The sequence below is a fragment of the Enterobacter sp. MGH 4 genome (assembly GCF_000534735.1).
In the GTDB taxonomy this organism is placed as follows: Bacteria; Pseudomonadota; Gammaproteobacteria; order Enterobacterales; family Enterobacteriaceae; genus Enterobacter; species Enterobacter intestinihominis.
Window position 1 is genome coordinate 148,899 of record NZ_KI973297.1, and the last position, 15,083, is coordinate 163,981.

Genomic DNA, 15,083 nt, shown 5'->3' on the forward strand with positions numbered 1-15,083 from the left:
TGCGGAATTCAGGATACCTCGCCTGCCCCGGCATTGCCAAACGCCCGCTCGCGTCACTACACTGGATCAGAAACTGATCATTCAGCCTCAACAGTTACAGGGAGTTAATATGCTTTGGTCATTTATCGCTGTCTGTTTTTCCGCATGGCTTTACGTCGATGCGTCTTACCGTGGCCCAGCCTGGCAGCGCTGGTTGTTTAAACCCGTCACGCTATTGCTCCTGCTGTTGCTTGCCTGGCAGGCACCGATGTTTAACGCCATCAGCTATCTTGTCCTCGCGGGGCTGTGTGCGTCCCTGATTGGCGATGCCTTAACCCTGCTGCCGCGCCAGCGTCTGCTGTACGCCGTGGGGGCATTCTTCCTGTCGCATCTGCTCTATACCATCTACTTTGCCAGCCAGATGACGCTCTCCATCTTCTGGCCGCTGCCGCTGGTGCTGCTGGTGATTGGCGCCCTGCTGATCGCGGTGATCTGGTCGCGTCTGGAAGAGATGCGTCTGCCGGTGTGTACGTTTATCGCCATGACGCTGGTGATGGTGTGGCTGGCGGGCGAGCTGTGGTTCTTCCGTCCGACAGCGCCTGCGATGTCCGCGTTCTTCGGTGCCGCACTGTTGCTGTTGGGTAACATCGTCTGGCTGGGCAGCCACTATCGCCGCCGCTTCCGTGCGGATAATGCGATTTCTGCCGCCTGTTACTTTGCCGGACACTTCCTCATTGTGCGTTCACTGTATATCTAAATAACGCTTGACTCTGGAGTCGACTCCAGAGTGTATGCTGCGGTTAATGAGAAAATTATCATTACCGGAGACTGCCATGTCGACTCCAGAAATACCTAAAAAAGTTCCCCAATTCTCGGCACTTAAGCTCAGCCCGGTTCCGCCAAAAGAGGACTGCTGCTGCGAGGGCGCATGCGAAACGCAAACTCAAACGCTGCCTGAAAGCGGCAATCACTACAGCTGGGTCGTCAACGGCATGGACTGCGCGGCCTGCGCCCGCAAAGTGAAAAACGCGGTGAAGCAGGTGCCGGGCGTGAGCCACGTTCAGGTGCTGTTCGCTACCGAAAAGCTGCTGGTCAGCGCCGAAAACGACGTCAGCAGACAGGTTGAAGCCGCCGTCAGCAAAGCGGGTTATACCCTGCGCAGCGAAACGGCGCCCGCAGAAAAAACGTCTCCGCTAAAAGAAAACCTGCCCCTTATCACCCTCATCATCATGATGGCCCTGAGCTGGGGGCTGGAGCAGATCAACCACCCGTTCGGCAACCTGGCGTTTATCGCCACCACGCTGGTTGGCCTGTTCCCGATTGCCCGTCAGGCGCTGCGTCTGATGAGAAGCGGCAGCTGGTTTGCCATCGAAACGCTGATGAGCGTGGCGGCTATCGGGGCGCTGTTTATTGGCGCGACGGCGGAAGCGGCGATGGTGCTGCTGCTGTTCTTAATTGGCGAACGCCTTGAGGGCTGGGCGGCGAGCCGGGCGCGTAAAGGGGTGAGCGCGCTGATGGCGCTAAAGCCGGAAACCGCCACGCGAGTTATTGATGGTCAGCGTGAAACGGTCGCCATCAACACCCTGCGCCCGGGTGACGTGATTGAAGTGCCCGCAGGCGGACGTCTGCCAGCCGATGGGGCCCTCGTTACCGCCACCGCAAGTTTTGACGAAAGTGCCCTGACCGGGGAATCCATCCCGGTTGCGCGCGCGGCGGGTGAAAAGGTGCCTGCGGGCGCCACCAGCGTCGACCGACTGGTGCAGTTGACGGTCATTTCCGAACCGGGCGACAGCGCCATCGACCGCATCCTCAGGCTGATTGAAGAGGCCGAGGAGCGCCGCGCGCCGGTAGAACGCTTTATCGATCGCTTCAGCCGGATTTACACCCCCGCCATCATGCTGGTGGCGCTGCTGGTCACCGTCGTCCCGCCGCTGTTCTTCGGCGCGCCGTGGGAGGGCTGGATTTACAAAGGGCTGACGCTGCTGCTGATCGGCTGTCCGTGTGCGCTGGTGATCTCCACCCCGGCGGCGATTACCTCCGGGCTGGCGGCGGCGGCACGTCGCGGGGCGCTGATTAAGGGCGGCGCGGCGCTGGAACAGCTGAGTCAGGTCCAGCACATCGCCTTCGATAAAACCGGCACGCTGACCGTCGGCAGGCCGCAGGTGACCGGCGTGTATCCGCAGGACATCAGTGAAGACGCCCTGCTGACGCTGGCCGCTGCCGTGGAGCAGGGTTCCACCCACCCTCTGGCGCAGGCGATTGTACGTGAAGCGAAGGGGCGCGGGCTGAACATCCCTCCGGCAACGGCCCAGCGAGCGCTGGTCGGGTCAGGGATTGAAGCTGTGGTCGAAGGCAAAAAAGTGCTGATCGCCGCGGCGGACGCGCGCTCTACTCCACAGGTTGAGGCGCTGGAGCAGGCCGGGCAGACGGTCATTACCGTGATGCAGGACGGTGTGCCGATGGGCATGCTGGCGCTGCGCGACACCCTGCGTGACGATGCGAAAGAGGCCGTCGACGCACTGCACAGGCTGGGAGTACAGGGCGTGATCCTGACCGGCGATAATCCGCGCGCGGCGGCGGCGATTGCAGGCGAGCTGGGGCTGGAGTTTAAGGCCGGATTGTTGCCTGCGGATAAAGTCAGCGCGGTAACCGAGCTGAACAGCAACGCCCCGCTGGCGATGGTCGGGGACGGAATAAACGATGCCCCGGCAATGAAAGCTTCCACCATCGGCATTGCGATGGGCAGCGGCACCGACGTGGCACTGGAGACCGCCGACGCGGCGCTGACGCACAACCGCCTGACCGGGCTGGCGCAGATGATAGAACTTGCGCGGGCGACGCGCGCCAATATTCGGCAGAACATCGCCATTGCGCTGGGTCTGAAGGGGATTTTCCTGGTCACCACGCTGCTCGGCATGACCGGACTGTGGCTGGCGGTACTGGCGGATACGGGGGCGACGGTGCTGGTTACGGCGAACGCGTTGCGGTTGTTGCGTCAAAGGTAAAAGTGAAACGGCAACCGGGTTGCCGTTTCTCGTGTTTACCCCCTCTCCCCGCGGGAGAGGGCCGGGGTGAGGGCATCAGGCCGCACGCGTCACTGCATTCCTAACAGCCCCGGCAACCACAATGAAATCGCCGGAATGTACGTCACCATCCCCAGCACGACCAGCAACATACCGTAAAACGGCAGCATCGCCCGCACCACGTGTTCGATCTTCTGCTTACTCACCGCACTCGCCACAAACAGCACCGACCCGACCGGCGGCGTGATCAGCCCAATCCCCAGGTTAACCATCATGATCATCCCAAAATGCACCGGGTCGATACCCAGTGCATTGGTCACCGGCAGCAGCACCGGCGTCAGGATCAGGATGATCGGCGCCATGTCCATCAGCGTGCCAATCAGCAGCAGCATGATGTTGAGGTACATGAGGATCACGTACTTGTTATCGGAGAGCGATGTGAAGAATTCGGTGATGCGCATCGGCAGTTGCATGTAGGTCATCACCGCCCCAAACGCCGCGGCAAAGCCGATTAAAATCATCACGATGGTGACGGTTTTCACCGTGCGGCACATCAGCTTCGGCAGTTCGCTCCACTTGTAGTCGCGGTAGATAAACATGGTGACGAAGAACGCCCACAGGCAGGCCACGGCGGCAGATTCGGTGGCGGTAAAAATCCCGGACAAGATCCCGCCGAGGATAATCACCACCGTCATCAGCCCCCACAGGGCATCGAGCATAATTTTCAGCGCCTGCCTGAACGGGATTTTGTCCCCCTTCGGGTAGCCGCGCTTGCGGGCGAAGCACAGGCAGAGCACCATCAGGCTCACGCCCAGCAGCAGGCCCGGCAGCACGCCCGCGATAAACAGCGTGGCGATGGAGACCGTTCCCCCCGCCGCCAGGGAGTAAATCACCGAGTTGTGGCTGGGCGGGATCAGAATCGCCTGCACCGACCCGCTGGCCGTCACCGCCGCCGCGTATTCGCGCGGATAACCCTTCTTCTCCATCTCCGGGATCATCACGCTGCCGATAGACGCCGTATCCGCCACCGACGAGCCGGAAATCGCGCCGAAGAACGTCGAGGCGACAATGTTCACCAGCGACAGCCCACCGCGGATAAAGCCGACGAACACGTAGGCGAAATTCACCAGCCGTCGGGCAATGCCCCCTTCCGCCATGATCGCCCCGGCAAGAATGAAGAACGGGATTGCCAGCAGGGTAAATTTATTGACCCCGCTGGTGATCTGGATCATCAGCGCCTCCAGCGGCAGGTCAATCCACAGCGCGCCCGCCACGGCGCTTAAGCCGACGGCGAAGGCCACCGGCATCCCCAGCGCCAGCAAAATGGCGAGGGTGAATAACAAAACAAAAGCATCCATTGTTCACCCCTTAACTGTGATTGCCGATCAGCACGACCGGACGGTTTTCCTGCGAGCCAAACAGCAGGCGTTCAAGCACAAACAGGATCAAAATGGCCGACCCGACAGGCAGAGGCAGATAGCTTTCGCCGGAGGTCAAGAGCGGAAACTCCGCCACCGGCTGCTCCCACAGCTCAACGCACAGCCAGTAGCTGTACCAGCACATCAGGCCAGAAATAAGCAGCATCAGCAGATCCACTACCCGCGCGCACAGCCTTTGCAGCGACGCGGGCAGGCGGTCGGTAAGCATGTTGACCGCAATATGCGACCCGGCGCGGTAGCTCACCGCCGCGCCGATGAAGGTAAACGTCACCATGCAGATAATGGCGATCGGCTCCGGCCAGGATTCGCCGCGATTGAGCACGTAGCGTGAGAAGATGCCGATGGGGATGACAATCGTCATCACCAGCAGCGAGAGACCCGCCACCGCCATGGCGAGCAGGTACAGACGATCCATCCACTTCAGGTAGAGTTCGGACATACGTACTCCGGATTACTGAACGTCAGCGATGGCTTTCATCAGATCCTGATGCTTGTCGCCATACTGCGCGCGCACCGGCTCAGTGGCTTTGATGAACACCGTTTTGTCGATATCGTGGAACTTCACGCCGCCAGCCTTCATTTTTGCCAGCGCCTGGTCGTTATACGCATTCCACAGCTTGCGCTGCTCGAACTGCGCTTCGCGGGCCAGCACCAGGATCTTTTGCTGTTCGTCAGCGCTGAGCTTGTCCCATTTCACTTTGGAATAGAGCAGCATTTCCGGGGTGATGAAGTGGCCGCTCAGCGTGTAGTTTTTGGCGACCGGCATATAGTTGTGGGCGATAAAGGTTGGCGGGTTGTTCTCCGCGCCGTCGATCACCCCGGTCTGCATGCCGCTGTAAACCTCGCTGACGCCCATCGCCACCGAGTTCGCCCCCATCGCTTTCAGCGTGGCCAGCGCCACCGGGCTGCCCTGCACGCGGATTTTCTTCCCTTTCAGATCGTCCGGTTTGACGATCGGCTCTTTGGTGATCAGGTTACGGGTGCCGGAATCCATCCAGCCGAGGAAGACCAGGCGCGATTTCGGGTTGGCGGTCAGCTTGTCGCCAATCTGCTTGCCGATATCCCCGTCGATCACCTTGTGCATGTGGTCTTCATCGCGGAATACGTAGGGCAGCGTAAACACTTCGATATCCGGCAGGATGGCGGCAACCGGCGCCATAGAGACGCGGATCATGTCTATCGCCCCCATCTGCGCCTGCTCAATCATCTGCTTTTCATCCCCCAGCACGCCGCCGGGGAAGACCTTAATCTCCAGCTTGCCATCGGTTTGTTGTTTGAGTTTTTCACCCATCTGCTGAACCGCCACCACGTTCGGGTAGCCTTCAGGATGCACATCGGCGGCTTTGATGGTCTGGGCAGAAACGGTGCAGGCAAAAGCAGACAGGCACAGAGCAGCCAGTAACGGCTTGAGGGTCGTTTTCATTGAGTCAACTCCAGGGTAGTGAAATAAGCGTTAAAACGATGTTTTAGTTTTTGACGTTTAAAAATTAGACTACGGCTGGAAAAAGGAGGGTGAAGCGCCTCACAAAAAGCGCGAAATTTTGAAACGATGGTTCGAAATTGTGATGGGTGCTTGTCGGGTGGCGGCTGCGCCTTACCCGACCTACTACACCCGTAGGCCCGTGCAAGCGAAGCGCCGCCGGGCATCAGGTCGCACTTACCCCTTACGAATCACATACCGGTACGGCAAGGTCTCGGTTTGCTGCGCTACCAGTTCATGTTCCATAAAGGTACAAAAACCGGGAATATCGCGGGTAGTGGCCGGGTCATCGGCGACGATCAGCAGCGTTTCGCCGCTCTGCATGTTACGGACGGTCTTACGCACCATCATTACCGGCTCCGGGCAACGGAGGCCCTGAGCATCAAGCGTGTGGTCTGGGCTGGAAAACAGGTCGGTCATGTTCTTCTCGTTCAGGTAAAAACGGCTGTAGTTTACGCCCCGCTATCGCCAATGCAAACCAGGTTAACGATTGCGTGAAAATTAGCCATTGCAAAGTGTCGTTAAAGCAGTATCATGCGGCGGCTTTATTGGGTTCCCTCACCCCAAATATTAATCAAAAAGGTACAATATGAACTCCTTTACACAATCGCAACGCGTCAAGGCGTTGTTCTGGCTTTCGCTATTTCATCTGCTGGTGATCATCTCCAGTAACTATCTGGTACAGCTCCCCATCTCCATTTTTGGTTTCCATACCACCTGGGGCGCGTTCAGTTTCCCGTTTATTTTCCTTGCGACGGATTTAACCGTGCGTATTTTTGGCGCACCGCTGGCGCGGCGGATTATTTTTGCGGTGATGATCCCGGCACTGTTTGTCTCCTACGCCATCTCCTCGCTGTTTTACATGGGAAGCTGGCAGGGCTTCGAAGCCCTGACGCATTTCAACCTGTTCGTCGCGCGTATTGCCGCCGCCAGCTTTATGGCCTATGCCCTGGGGCAGATCCTCGATGTCCACGTGTTTAACCGCCTGCGTCAGAACCATCGCTGGTGGATGGCACCAACGGCTTCCACGCTGTTCGGTAACGTGAGCGATACGCTGGCCTTCTTCTTCATTGCCTTCTGGCGCAGCCCGGACGCCTTCATGGCAGAACACTGGATGGAAATCGCTCTGGTGGACTACGCCTTTAAGGTGCTTATCAGCCTGGTCTTCTTCCTGCCGATGTACGGCGTGCTGTTGAATATGCTGCTGAAAAGACTGGCAGATAAATCGGAAATCTCCGCATTGCAGGCAGGTTAAGGGTTCGCTTTATCAGTTGTGATAAGATGAACGAATGAGCCGCTATGGCCGTTTATCGAAAGGAAGAAGTCAATGCGCAATCTGGTTAAATATGTCGGGATTGGCCTGCTGGTTGTTGGCCTTGCAGCCTGTGATAACAGCGACACCAAAACGCCTGCTCAGGGCGCGTCAGCAGAAAGCAACGCCACCGGTCAGCCGGTGAGCCTGATGGATGGCAAACTCAGTTTCTCTCTGCCCGCGGACATGACCGATCAGAGCGGTAAGCTGGGCACCCAGGCGAACAACATGCACGTCTATTCCGATGCCACCGGGCAAAAAGCAGTCATTGTGATTGTCGGTGACGATACCAGCGAAGATCTGGGTGTGCTGTCCAAACGTCTGGAAGATCAGCAGCGCAGCCGCGACCCGCAGCTTCAGGTGGTGACCAATAAGTCTATCGAGCTGAAAGGCCACACGCTGCAACAGCTGGACAGCATCATCTCCGCCAAAGGCCAGACCGCTTACTCCTCCGTGGTTCTCGGCAAGGTAGATAATAAACTGCTGACCATGCAGATCACTCTGCCTGCAGATAATCAGCAAAAAGCGCAGGCAACCGCTGAAAACATCATTAACACCCTTGTGATCCAGTAATCGTTCACCAGGATGACGTGGCCTCCGTCGCTTGCGCCGGGGGCCATTTTTTTTCCATGACTTTAAGACTAACGCTCCAGACGAAGCGAATCCGGCGCACTACAATTAGCAAGCCCCCCGGAAAAAGGAATTCTTATGACTGCCAGCCCGCCCGACAAAGCCGGACTTCATATTTTATTAAAACTCGCCTGCCTGGTGGTTATCCTTGCGGGTATCCATGCGGCGGCAGATATCATTGTTCAGCTTCTGCTGGCGCTGTTTTTCGCCATCGTCCTCAACCCGCTGGTGACGTGGTTTTTACGCCGGGGCATCAGCCGCCCGGTCGCGATTACCATTGTGGTGATGGTGATGCTGGTTGTCCTGACGGCGCTGTTCGGCGTGCTCGCCGCCTCGCTGAGCGAATTTTCCACCATGCTGCCGCAGTACAATAAAGAGCTGACGCGCAAGCTGGTCGATCTCCAGCGCATGTTGCCGTTCGTTAATCTGCATATCTCACCGGAACGGATGCTGCGCCGGATGGATTCCGAGAAGGTGATGACCTACGCCACCACGTTGATGACCGGGCTTTCCGGGGCAATGGCCAGCATTCTGCTGCTGGTGATGACGGTGGTGTTTATGCTGTTCGAAGTGCGCCACGTGCCGTATAAGCTGCGTTTTGCCCTGAACAATCCGCAGATCCACATTGCCGGCTTGCATCGCGCGCTGAAGGGTGTGTCCAAATATCTGGCGCTGAAAACGCTGTTAAGCCTGTGGACCGGCGTGATCGTCTGGCTGGGGCTGGTGCTGCTGGACGTGCAGTTCGCGCTGATGTGGGGCGTGCTGGCGTTTTTACTGAACTACGTGCCCAATATCGGCGCGGTGCTTTCTGCCGTTCCGCCGATGATCCAGGCGTTCCTGTTTAACGGTTTTTATGAGTGCATGCTGGTAGGGGCGCTGTTCCTCGTCGTGCATATGGTGCTGGGCAATATTCTCGAACCGCGCATGATGGGTCACCGTCTGGGCATGTCGACGATGGTGGTGTTTTTATCGTTACTGATCTGGGGATGGCTGCTGGGACCGGTGGGCATGCTGCTCTCCGTGCCGCTCACCAGCGTCTGTAAAATCTGGATGGAAACCACGAAAGGAGGCAGTAAACTCGCCATTCTGCTGGGTCCGGGTCGGCCAAAAAGTCGTTTGCCGGGATAACCGGGTGGAAAGGGTTAAAAGTGACGTTTATTCGCCAGCGCGACGACAACATTGTACGATGTGCGCAGCAAATCGCGCTGGCGAAGAAAAAGTCACAGAAACAGGTTTATCGCGGACGCGCGTAGATGAAATTTACACTTACCCTTATCGACTGGCAGGCAAGAGCGCCAGGACTCAGCGATGCCGACGAATGGCAGGCATGGTCACGCCGGTCTGACGCCATCGATCCTGATGCACCGCTGGCGAAACTGACCGATCTGCCGATGATGACCGCCCGCCGCCTGAATTCAGGCAGCAAGCTGGCCGTTGATCTTGGCCTGATGATGCTGCGCAAACACCGCATCGACGCCGTCGTCTACAGCAGCCGTCACGGGGAGCTGGAACGCAATTTTCGTATTCTCCAGGCCCTGGCGGCAGATCAGCCCGTTTCCCCCACCGATTTTGCCATGTCGGTACACAACTCGGCGGTCGGCAATCTCACTATCGCCGCGCGTCAGCCTGTTGTCTCTTCGTCGGTTTCCGCCGGTATGGATACCTTCCAGCAGAGCTTATGCGAGGTGCTGAGTCTGCTACATGCGGGCTACTCACGCGTGTTGCTGGTAGATTTCGACGGTCTGCTGCCGGAGTTTTATCACGCCGGGCTGCCGCCGCAGATGCCCGTCTGGCCCTACGCGCTGGCGCTGGTAATTGAGGCCGGAAATACGCTCAGCTGTGAAACGCACGCCAACCGCAGGCCTGAAGAGCCCGCGCTGCCGCAAAGCCTGCAGTTCCTGCGCCATTACCTGCGGGACGAGCGCCAGTTTACCCTGCCGGGCGAGCGCCTGCTGTGGCAATGGACGCGCCAATGAGAGGGTTACGTTCCCGCCTCGATCGGGTATGGCGCATGCTGATGACCGGATTGTGCTTCGCCCTGTTCGGCCTCGGCGGGCTGACGCTGTCGCTGGTGTGGTTTAACCTGCTGCTGATTTTCCAGCGTGACCGCACCCAACGTCGCCGCCTGGCACGCCGCACTATTTCTGCCAGTTTCCGCCTGTTCCTCGCGGTGGTACGCGGTGTAGGGGTACTGGATTACCGTTTCAACAACCAGGACGTTTTGCGCGCCGAGCGGGGCTGTCTGGTGATTGCGAACCATCCCTCGCTGCTGGACTACGTTCTGCTGGCGTCGGTGATGAACGAAACTGACTGTCTGGTGAAAAGCGCGTTGCTGCGTAACCCGTTCGTCAGCGGCGTGATCCGCGCGGCGGACTATCTGATTAACAGCGAAGCCGACACGCTGCTTGCCGCAAGCCAGCAGCGTCTGGCCCAGGGCGACACCCTGCTTATCTTCCCTGAAGGCACCCGCACCCGGGTGGGAGAAGCCATGACCCTGCAACGTGGGGCGGCGAATATCGCCGTTCGCTGCAACAGCGCCGTGCGCGTGGTGGTGATCCACTGTAGCGAACGGATGCTGGATAAACAGAGCAACTGGTATAACGTGCCCCCCAACAAACCTGTTTTCACCGTGGATGTTCGCGAACGCATCAACATTCATGATTTTTATGATGCGAGTCAGCACGAACCGGCGCTGGCAGCAAGGCAGTTAAACCGGCATATGCAGCATCAGTTAACAACCGGTCTTCAATCTTTGTCAGGAACGAAAGATGCAAGCGCTCTATCTTGAAATTAAGAATCTCATTATCTCTACGCTGAATCTGGAAGAACTTACCCCAGAGGATATTGATACAGACGCCGCGCTCTTTGGCGACGGCCTCGGTCTGGACTCAATCGACGCCCTTGAGCTGGGGCTGGCGGTAAAAAATCAGTACGGCGTAGTGCTTTCTGCCGAAAGTGACGAGATGCGTCAGCACTTCTATTCCGTTGCCACGCTCGCGGCTTTTATTCATCAACAACGCGCCTGAGAATGACCGCTATGACAGAACAACAAACGATTTATCAGGAAGTCTCTGCGCTTCTTATTACGCTGTTTGAAGTCGCTCCGGAGGATATTACCCCTGAGGCACGGCTTTACGAGGATCTGGATCTCGACAGCATTGATGCCGTCGATATGGTAGTGCACCTGCAAAAGAAGACGGGCCATAAAATCAAGCCCGAAACCTTCAAAGCGGTGCGCACGGTGCAGGACGTCGTGGACGTTGTGGAACAGCTTCAGCGCGACGCGTAACGTGCGTTCGATTCCAGTTCTTCCCGCCCTGACGGGGCTGATGCTGCTGGCATGGCCGTTTTTGATCGGCTTCGGGCTGGCGAATAATAGCCTGCACGGGATACTGCCCGTGATGGCGCTGGTGCTGCTGTTACGCGTCTGCCAGGCCCGTCGGCAGGGCGGTCCCCTGCGTTATCTTTTCGTGAGCGTGGCGCTGGCTGGCATAGCGCTTTGCGCGGCGAGCTACGTCCTGCACGCGCACCAGTGGGTGCTGTTTTATCCGGTGGTGGTGAATCTGGTGATGCTGGTGGTGTTTGGCGGTTCGCTGTGGACGGCAATGCCTGTCGTCGAACGGCTGGCGCGCCTGCGTGAACCGGATCTCTCCCCCGTCGGGGTACGTTACACGCGCCGGGTTACCCGGGTCTGGTGCGGCTTTTTTATTATTAACGGGGCGATCGCGCTGTTTACCGTAGTACACGCCGATATCCGTCTGTGGACGCTGTGGAACGGGATGATTGCCTATCTCCTGATGGGCACGCTGATGGCCGGCGAGTGGCTGGTGCGACAACGGGTGATGAAAAACGATGCTTAACCCTCTCCCGCTTAGCCAGTGGCTCAGTGCCCCCCGCCCTGACGACACCCCTGTCGCCTGGCAGGACAACCATCTCTGGACGCTTGGCGATCTGCGCCACGACGTCACTCAGCTGGTCGACACGCTGCGTGATGAAGAAGGCGAGCGCTGGGCGCTGTGCATCGAAAACGGCTATCTGTTTATTGTCGCGCTGCTGGCGACGCTGCATGCGGGTAAAACGCCGGTCCTCCCCGGGCACAGCCGGGCGGCACAGCTTAACGAACAGCGGGCGCTGTTCAGCGGCGTCCTGAGCGACACCACGCTCGATTTTCAGGGGCGACAGCTGCGGGTTGCTTCCGCTCAGCGGGCAGGCCATCCCTTTTCACCGCTGCCTGCCATCGATGAGATGCGCACGATCGAGCTTTACACCTCCGGCTCGACCGGCACGCCGCAGCGGGTGAGTAAGCCGGTAGTCAGCCTGGATCGTGAGGCTCGTCTGCTGGCGGAACATTTTGGCGATCGTCTGGCAGGCTGTCACGTCGTCGCTTCCGTGGTGCTGCACCACCTGTATGGCCTGACGTTTCGTGTCGTCTTACCCATGGCGCTCGGCCTGCCGCTGCACGCCAGCCTGCTCAACTATGCCGAGCAGCTCTCTGCCCTTCCCGACAATAAACGCTATCTTTTCATCAGCAGTCCGGCGTTTCTCAAGCGGCTGGACGCGTCGCTGACGCCGCCCCCCGTCAACCTGCTCTTCTCCGCTGGCGGCGCGCTGCCCTGGCAGGAGGTCGCCGCGGTTCAGGCCTGGCTCAACGTCTGGCCGGATGAAATATACGGCAGCACGGAAACAGGCGTAATGGCCTGGCGCTACCGTCAGGAGGAAAGCATCCGCTGGCAGCCTTTCCCCGGCGTGACGTTTCACGGCGATCGCGTGACGTCGCCGCTGATCCCCGAGGCGGAGGGGGTCCTGCTGGATGATATCCTGCACTTCACGGCTGACGGGCAGTTCAGCCTCGTCGGGCGCCGCGGTCGGGTGGTCAAAATTGAAGATAAGCGCATTTCGCTCGATGACATTGAGCGCCGCCTGCTGGCGCTGGACGGCATCCGCGAAGCCGCCGCGCTGACGGTGACGCGCGGCGGGCGTCAGGGTATTGGCGTATTGCTGGTGCTGAATGAAGCGGTGCGTCAGCAACACGAACAGAGCAAAAAAGCGCAGGAGCTCGCCTGGCGTCGCGCCCTTCGCCCCTGGCTTGAACCGGTTGCCGTGCCGCGCTACTGGCGGATCGTTGATGAAATTCCGGTCAATAGCATGAACAAGCGCGTAACTGCGCAGCTACAGGAGTTGTTTCATGAAAATCCCTGAAATCGAACGCCGCGAGCCTGGCCCCGGATATCTGGAGATAACCCTTTATCTTGATCCTGACCTGCTCTGGTTTAAGGGACATTTCGCCGTACAGCCGCTGCTGCCGGGCGTGGCCCAGCTCGACCGGGTGATGCATTACGCTGCCGCGCTGGCGCCGGGCTACCGTTTTCACAGTATTCAGAACGTGAAGTTCGCCGCCCCGCTGTTGCCGGAGAACACGGTCACGCTGCTCCTTGCCTGGCAGCCCGAACGCCAGATGCTGACCTTTAGCTACCAGCGCCATGCGGGTAACGAGCGCCACACCGCCAGCAGCGGGAAGATTCGCTTATGTCAGTAACCTTCCGTCCCTGCGTCCTGATCCCGTGCTACAACCACGGGGCGATGATGGCTTCGGTGCTGGCGCGCCTGGCGCCTTTCGATCTGCCCTGTCTGGTGGTGGACGACGGCAGTGATGAAACCACGCGCCGCACGCTTGAAGCGCTGGCGGCGGATCGTCCGCAGGTCACGCTGCTGCGCCTCGCCGAAAACAGCGGCAAAGGCGCGGCGGTGATGCAGGGGCTGAAAGCCTGTGCCGATCGCGGCTTCACCCACGCCGTTCAGGTGGACGCTGACGGCCAGCACGCTATTGAAGACATCCCCAAACTGCTGGCGCTGGCCGAACGCCATCCCGATGCGCTCATTTCCGGTCAGCCCGTTTATGATGACTCGATCCCCCGTTCGCGCCTGTACGGGCGCTGGATAACACACGTCTGGGTCTGGATTGAAACCCTCTCCCTGCAACTGAAAGACAGCATGTGCGGGTTTCGCGTTTACCCGATAGCGCCGGTAATGCGCCTGGCGGCGGGCACGCCGCTCGGCAGGCGGATGGATTTTGATACTGAAGTGATGGTGCGCCTCTACTGGCAGGGCAACACCAGCTATTTTCTGCCCACCCGCGTGACCTATCCGCCGGACGGGGTATCCCATTTCGATGCCCTGAAAGACAACGTGCGCATCTCGTTGATGCATACCCGTCTGTTTCTCGGCATGCTGCCGCGCATTCCTTCCCTGCTGATGCGTCGCCACTCGCAGCACTGGGCGCAGCAGCAGGAGGTGAAAGGATTATGGGGCATGCGCCTGATGCTGCGCGTCTGGCAGTTGCTGGGGCGAAAGGCGTTTACCATCCTGCTGTGGCCGGTTACGGCCGTCTACTGGCTGGCCGCCCGCGCTGCGCGTCAGGCGTCGCAGCAGTGGCTGACGCGGGTTAAAACGGTGATGGCACAGCGGCAAATGCCGCAACCCGCACGGCTTAACAGTTTTTCCCACTTCCTGCGCTTCGGTCATGCCATGCTGAACAAAGTGGCCAGCTGGCGCGGCGAAATGAAGCTTCATCGCGATCTGGTCTTTGCGCCAGGCGCGCAGGAGGCGCTGGGTCTTGACGATCCTCAGGGCAAACTGCTGCTCGCGTCGCATCTTGGCGATGTGGAAGCCTGCCGGGCGCTGGCCCAGCGCGAAGGGGCGAAAACCATCAACGCGCTGGTCTTTAGCGACAATGCTCAGCGTTTTAAACAGGTGATGGAGGAGATGGCGCCGCAGGCGGGCATTCACCTGATGCCGGTCACCGACATTGGCCCGGAGACCGCCATCCTCATTAAAGAGAAGCTGGATCGCGGCGAATGGGTGGCGATCGTGGGCGATCGCATCGCCGTCACCCCGCAGCGCGGCGGCAGCTGGCGGGTGATATGGAGCGAATTTATGGGCCAGCCCGCGCCGTTCCCGCAGGGACCGTTTATCCTGGCGTCCCTATTGCGCTGCCCGGTGGTGCTGATTTTTGCCCTCTGCCAGCAGGGAAAGCTGACCCTGCACTGCGAGCCGTTTGCCGACCCGCTGCTGCTGCCGCGCGGCGAACGCCAGCAGGCGCTACAGCAGACCGTCGATCGCTATGCGCAGCGGCTGGAGCATTACGCGCTCTTGTCGCCTCTCGACTGGTTTAATTTTTTCGATTTCTGGCAGCTGCCAGAGGTCAACGAGAAGGAGTAAAG

The 15,083-nt window shown here is 59.2% G+C and carries 17 protein-coding genes; 13 read left to right on the forward strand and 4 right to left on the reverse strand.

The features are described 5' to 3' along the window. Positions 1 to 109 precede the first annotated feature (109 nt). Complete coding sequence (locus tag L350_RS02185; protein ID WP_022649672.1) at positions 110 to 736, forward strand: lysoplasmalogenase; 627 nt, start codon at positions 110 to 112, stop codon at positions 734 to 736. Between the two features lie 76 nt (positions 737 to 812). Then, positions 813 to 2,984, forward strand: coding sequence for a Zn(II)/Cd(II)/Pb(II) translocating P-type ATPase ZntA (gene zntA, locus L350_RS02180; RefSeq protein ID WP_032626834.1), 2,172 nt, complete (start codon positions 813 to 815; stop codon positions 2,982 to 2,984). 89 nt (positions 2,985 to 3,073) lie between these two features. Here the strand turns inward: zntA and L350_RS02175 are convergent, their stop codons facing one another. The 4 genes from L350_RS02175 to tusA all read right to left on the reverse strand — a co-directional run bounded on the left by L350_RS02175 (position 3,074) and on the right by tusA (position 6,341). Continuing rightward, the gene (locus tag L350_RS02175; RefSeq protein ID WP_022649674.1) at positions 3,074 to 4,360 is read right to left on the reverse strand and encodes a TRAP transporter large permease; all 1,287 of its coding nucleotides are present in this window, start codon (positions 4,358 to 4,360) and stop codon (positions 3,074 to 3,076) included. A 10-nt stretch (positions 4,361 to 4,370) separates the two neighbouring features. Then, positions 4,371 to 4,880, reverse strand: coding sequence for a TRAP transporter small permease (locus L350_RS02170; RefSeq protein ID WP_023298808.1), 510 nt, complete (start codon positions 4,878 to 4,880; stop codon positions 4,371 to 4,373). A gap of 12 nt (positions 4,881 to 4,892) precedes the next feature. After that, on the reverse strand, positions 4,893 to 5,864 hold the full coding sequence (locus tag L350_RS02165; protein ID WP_023307135.1) for a TRAP transporter substrate-binding protein: 972 nt from the start codon (positions 5,862 to 5,864) through the stop codon (positions 4,893 to 4,895). 234 nt (positions 5,865 to 6,098) lie between these two features. Next, complete coding sequence (gene tusA, locus L350_RS02160; RefSeq protein ID WP_023307136.1) at positions 6,099 to 6,341, reverse strand: sulfurtransferase TusA; 243 nt, start codon at positions 6,339 to 6,341, stop codon at positions 6,099 to 6,101. Between the two features lie 169 nt (positions 6,342 to 6,510). Between tusA and L350_RS02155 the strand changes: the two genes are divergently transcribed. From L350_RS02155 to L350_RS02105, 11 genes are all read left to right on the forward strand, one after another. Next, complete coding sequence (locus L350_RS02155; RefSeq protein WP_022649676.1) at positions 6,511 to 7,176, forward strand: 7-cyano-7-deazaguanine/7-aminomethyl-7-deazaguanine transporter; 666 nt, start codon at positions 6,511 to 6,513, stop codon at positions 7,174 to 7,176. A gap of 72 nt (positions 7,177 to 7,248) precedes the next feature. Beyond that, positions 7,249 to 7,806: a DcrB family lipoprotein gene (locus L350_RS02150; RefSeq protein ID WP_022649677.1), complete on the forward strand. Its 558-nt coding sequence runs from the start codon at positions 7,249 to 7,251 to the stop codon at positions 7,804 to 7,806. Positions 7,807 to 7,941: 135 nt separating this feature from the next. Then, positions 7,942 to 8,991 (forward strand): AI-2E family transporter, encoded by a 1,050-nt coding sequence (locus L350_RS02145; RefSeq protein ID WP_003861270.1) that lies wholly within the window; start codon positions 7,942 to 7,944, stop codon positions 8,989 to 8,991. Positions 8,992 to 9,116: 125 nt separating this feature from the next. After that, positions 9,117 to 9,839 carry a beta-ketoacyl synthase chain length factor gene (locus L350_RS02140; RefSeq protein ID WP_023307137.1) on the forward strand — a complete coding sequence of 241 codons (723 nt, stop codon included), beginning with the start codon at positions 9,117 to 9,119 and terminating at the stop codon, positions 9,837 to 9,839. Then, on the forward strand, positions 9,836 to 10,651 hold the full coding sequence (locus L350_RS02135; protein ID WP_023307138.1) for a lysophospholipid acyltransferase family protein: 816 nt from the start codon (positions 9,836 to 9,838) through the stop codon (positions 10,649 to 10,651). The genes L350_RS02140 and L350_RS02135 overlap by 4 nt, the downstream gene beginning before the upstream one ends. Next, positions 10,632 to 10,889, forward strand: a complete 258-nt coding sequence (locus tag L350_RS02130) for a phosphopantetheine-binding protein (RefSeq protein ID WP_003861263.1) — start codon at positions 10,632 to 10,634, stop codon at positions 10,887 to 10,889. The genes L350_RS02135 and L350_RS02130 overlap by 20 nt, the downstream gene beginning before the upstream one ends. A gap of 11 nt (positions 10,890 to 10,900) precedes the next feature. Next, the gene (locus L350_RS02125) at positions 10,901 to 11,152 is read left to right on the forward strand and encodes an acyl carrier protein (RefSeq protein ID WP_022649680.1); all 252 of its coding nucleotides are present in this window, start codon (positions 10,901 to 10,903) and stop codon (positions 11,150 to 11,152) included. Further along, complete coding sequence (locus tag L350_RS02120) at positions 11,124 to 11,723, forward strand: COG4648 family protein (protein ID WP_022649681.1); 600 nt, start codon at positions 11,124 to 11,126, stop codon at positions 11,721 to 11,723. Before L350_RS02125 ends, L350_RS02120 begins: the two co-directional genes overlap by 29 nt. Further along, the gene (locus L350_RS02115) at positions 11,716 to 13,062 is read left to right on the forward strand and encodes an AMP-binding protein (RefSeq protein WP_023307139.1); all 1,347 of its coding nucleotides are present in this window, start codon (positions 11,716 to 11,718) and stop codon (positions 13,060 to 13,062) included. Before L350_RS02120 ends, L350_RS02115 begins: the two co-directional genes overlap by 8 nt. Continuing rightward, positions 13,049 to 13,399 (forward strand): ApeI family dehydratase, encoded by a 351-nt coding sequence (locus L350_RS02110; protein ID WP_022649683.1) that lies wholly within the window; start codon positions 13,049 to 13,051, stop codon positions 13,397 to 13,399. Before L350_RS02115 ends, L350_RS02110 begins: the two co-directional genes overlap by 14 nt. Next, the gene (locus L350_RS02105; RefSeq protein WP_032626837.1) at positions 13,390 to 15,081 is read left to right on the forward strand and encodes a glycosyltransferase family 2 protein; all 1,692 of its coding nucleotides are present in this window, start codon (positions 13,390 to 13,392) and stop codon (positions 15,079 to 15,081) included. Before L350_RS02110 ends, L350_RS02105 begins: the two co-directional genes overlap by 10 nt. The last annotated feature ends 2 nt before the right edge of the window (positions 15,082 to 15,083 follow it).

What these genes read in the sequence shown, in the direction of transcription:
- L350_RS02105 (WP_032626837.1), top strand. Translation starts at nt 13,390, where the DNA reads ATGTCAGTAACCTTCCGTCCCTGCGTCCTGATCCCGTGCTACAACCAC.
- L350_RS02185 (WP_022649672.1), top strand. Translation starts at nt 110, where the DNA reads ATGCTTTGGTCATTTATCGCTGTCTGTTTTTCCGCATGGCTTTACGTC.
- L350_RS02125 (WP_022649680.1), top strand. Translation starts at nt 10,901, where the DNA reads ATGACAGAACAACAAACGATTTATCAGGAAGTCTCTGCGCTTCTTATT.
- L350_RS02170 (WP_023298808.1), bottom strand. Translation starts at nt 4,880, where the DNA reads ATGTCCGAACTCTACCTGAAGTGGATGGATCGTCTGTACCTGCTCGCC.
- L350_RS02175 (WP_022649674.1), bottom strand. Translation starts at nt 4,360, where the DNA reads ATGGATGCTTTTGTTTTGTTATTCACCCTCGCCATTTTGCTGGCGCTG.
- L350_RS02135 (WP_023307138.1), top strand. Translation starts at nt 9,836, where the DNA reads ATGAGAGGGTTACGTTCCCGCCTCGATCGGGTATGGCGCATGCTGATG.
- tusA (WP_023307136.1), bottom strand. Translation starts at nt 6,341, where the DNA reads ATGACCGACCTGTTTTCCAGCCCAGACCACACGCTTGATGCTCAGGGC.
- L350_RS02145 (WP_003861270.1), top strand. Translation starts at nt 7,942, where the DNA reads ATGACTGCCAGCCCGCCCGACAAAGCCGGACTTCATATTTTATTAAAA.
- L350_RS02165 (WP_023307135.1), bottom strand. Translation starts at nt 5,864, where the DNA reads ATGAAAACGACCCTCAAGCCGTTACTGGCTGCTCTGTGCCTGTCTGCT.
- zntA (WP_032626834.1), top strand. Translation starts at nt 813, where the DNA reads ATGTCGACTCCAGAAATACCTAAAAAAGTTCCCCAATTCTCGGCACTT.
- L350_RS02150 (WP_022649677.1), top strand. Translation starts at nt 7,249, where the DNA reads ATGCGCAATCTGGTTAAATATGTCGGGATTGGCCTGCTGGTTGTTGGC.
- L350_RS02110 (WP_022649683.1), top strand. Translation starts at nt 13,049, where the DNA reads ATGAAAATCCCTGAAATCGAACGCCGCGAGCCTGGCCCCGGATATCTG.
- L350_RS02140 (WP_023307137.1), top strand. Translation starts at nt 9,117, where the DNA reads ATGAAATTTACACTTACCCTTATCGACTGGCAGGCAAGAGCGCCAGGA.
- L350_RS02130 (WP_003861263.1), top strand. Translation starts at nt 10,632, where the DNA reads ATGCAAGCGCTCTATCTTGAAATTAAGAATCTCATTATCTCTACGCTG.
- L350_RS02155 (WP_022649676.1), top strand. Translation starts at nt 6,511, where the DNA reads ATGAACTCCTTTACACAATCGCAACGCGTCAAGGCGTTGTTCTGGCTT.
- L350_RS02115 (WP_023307139.1), top strand. Translation starts at nt 11,716, where the DNA reads ATGCTTAACCCTCTCCCGCTTAGCCAGTGGCTCAGTGCCCCCCGCCCT.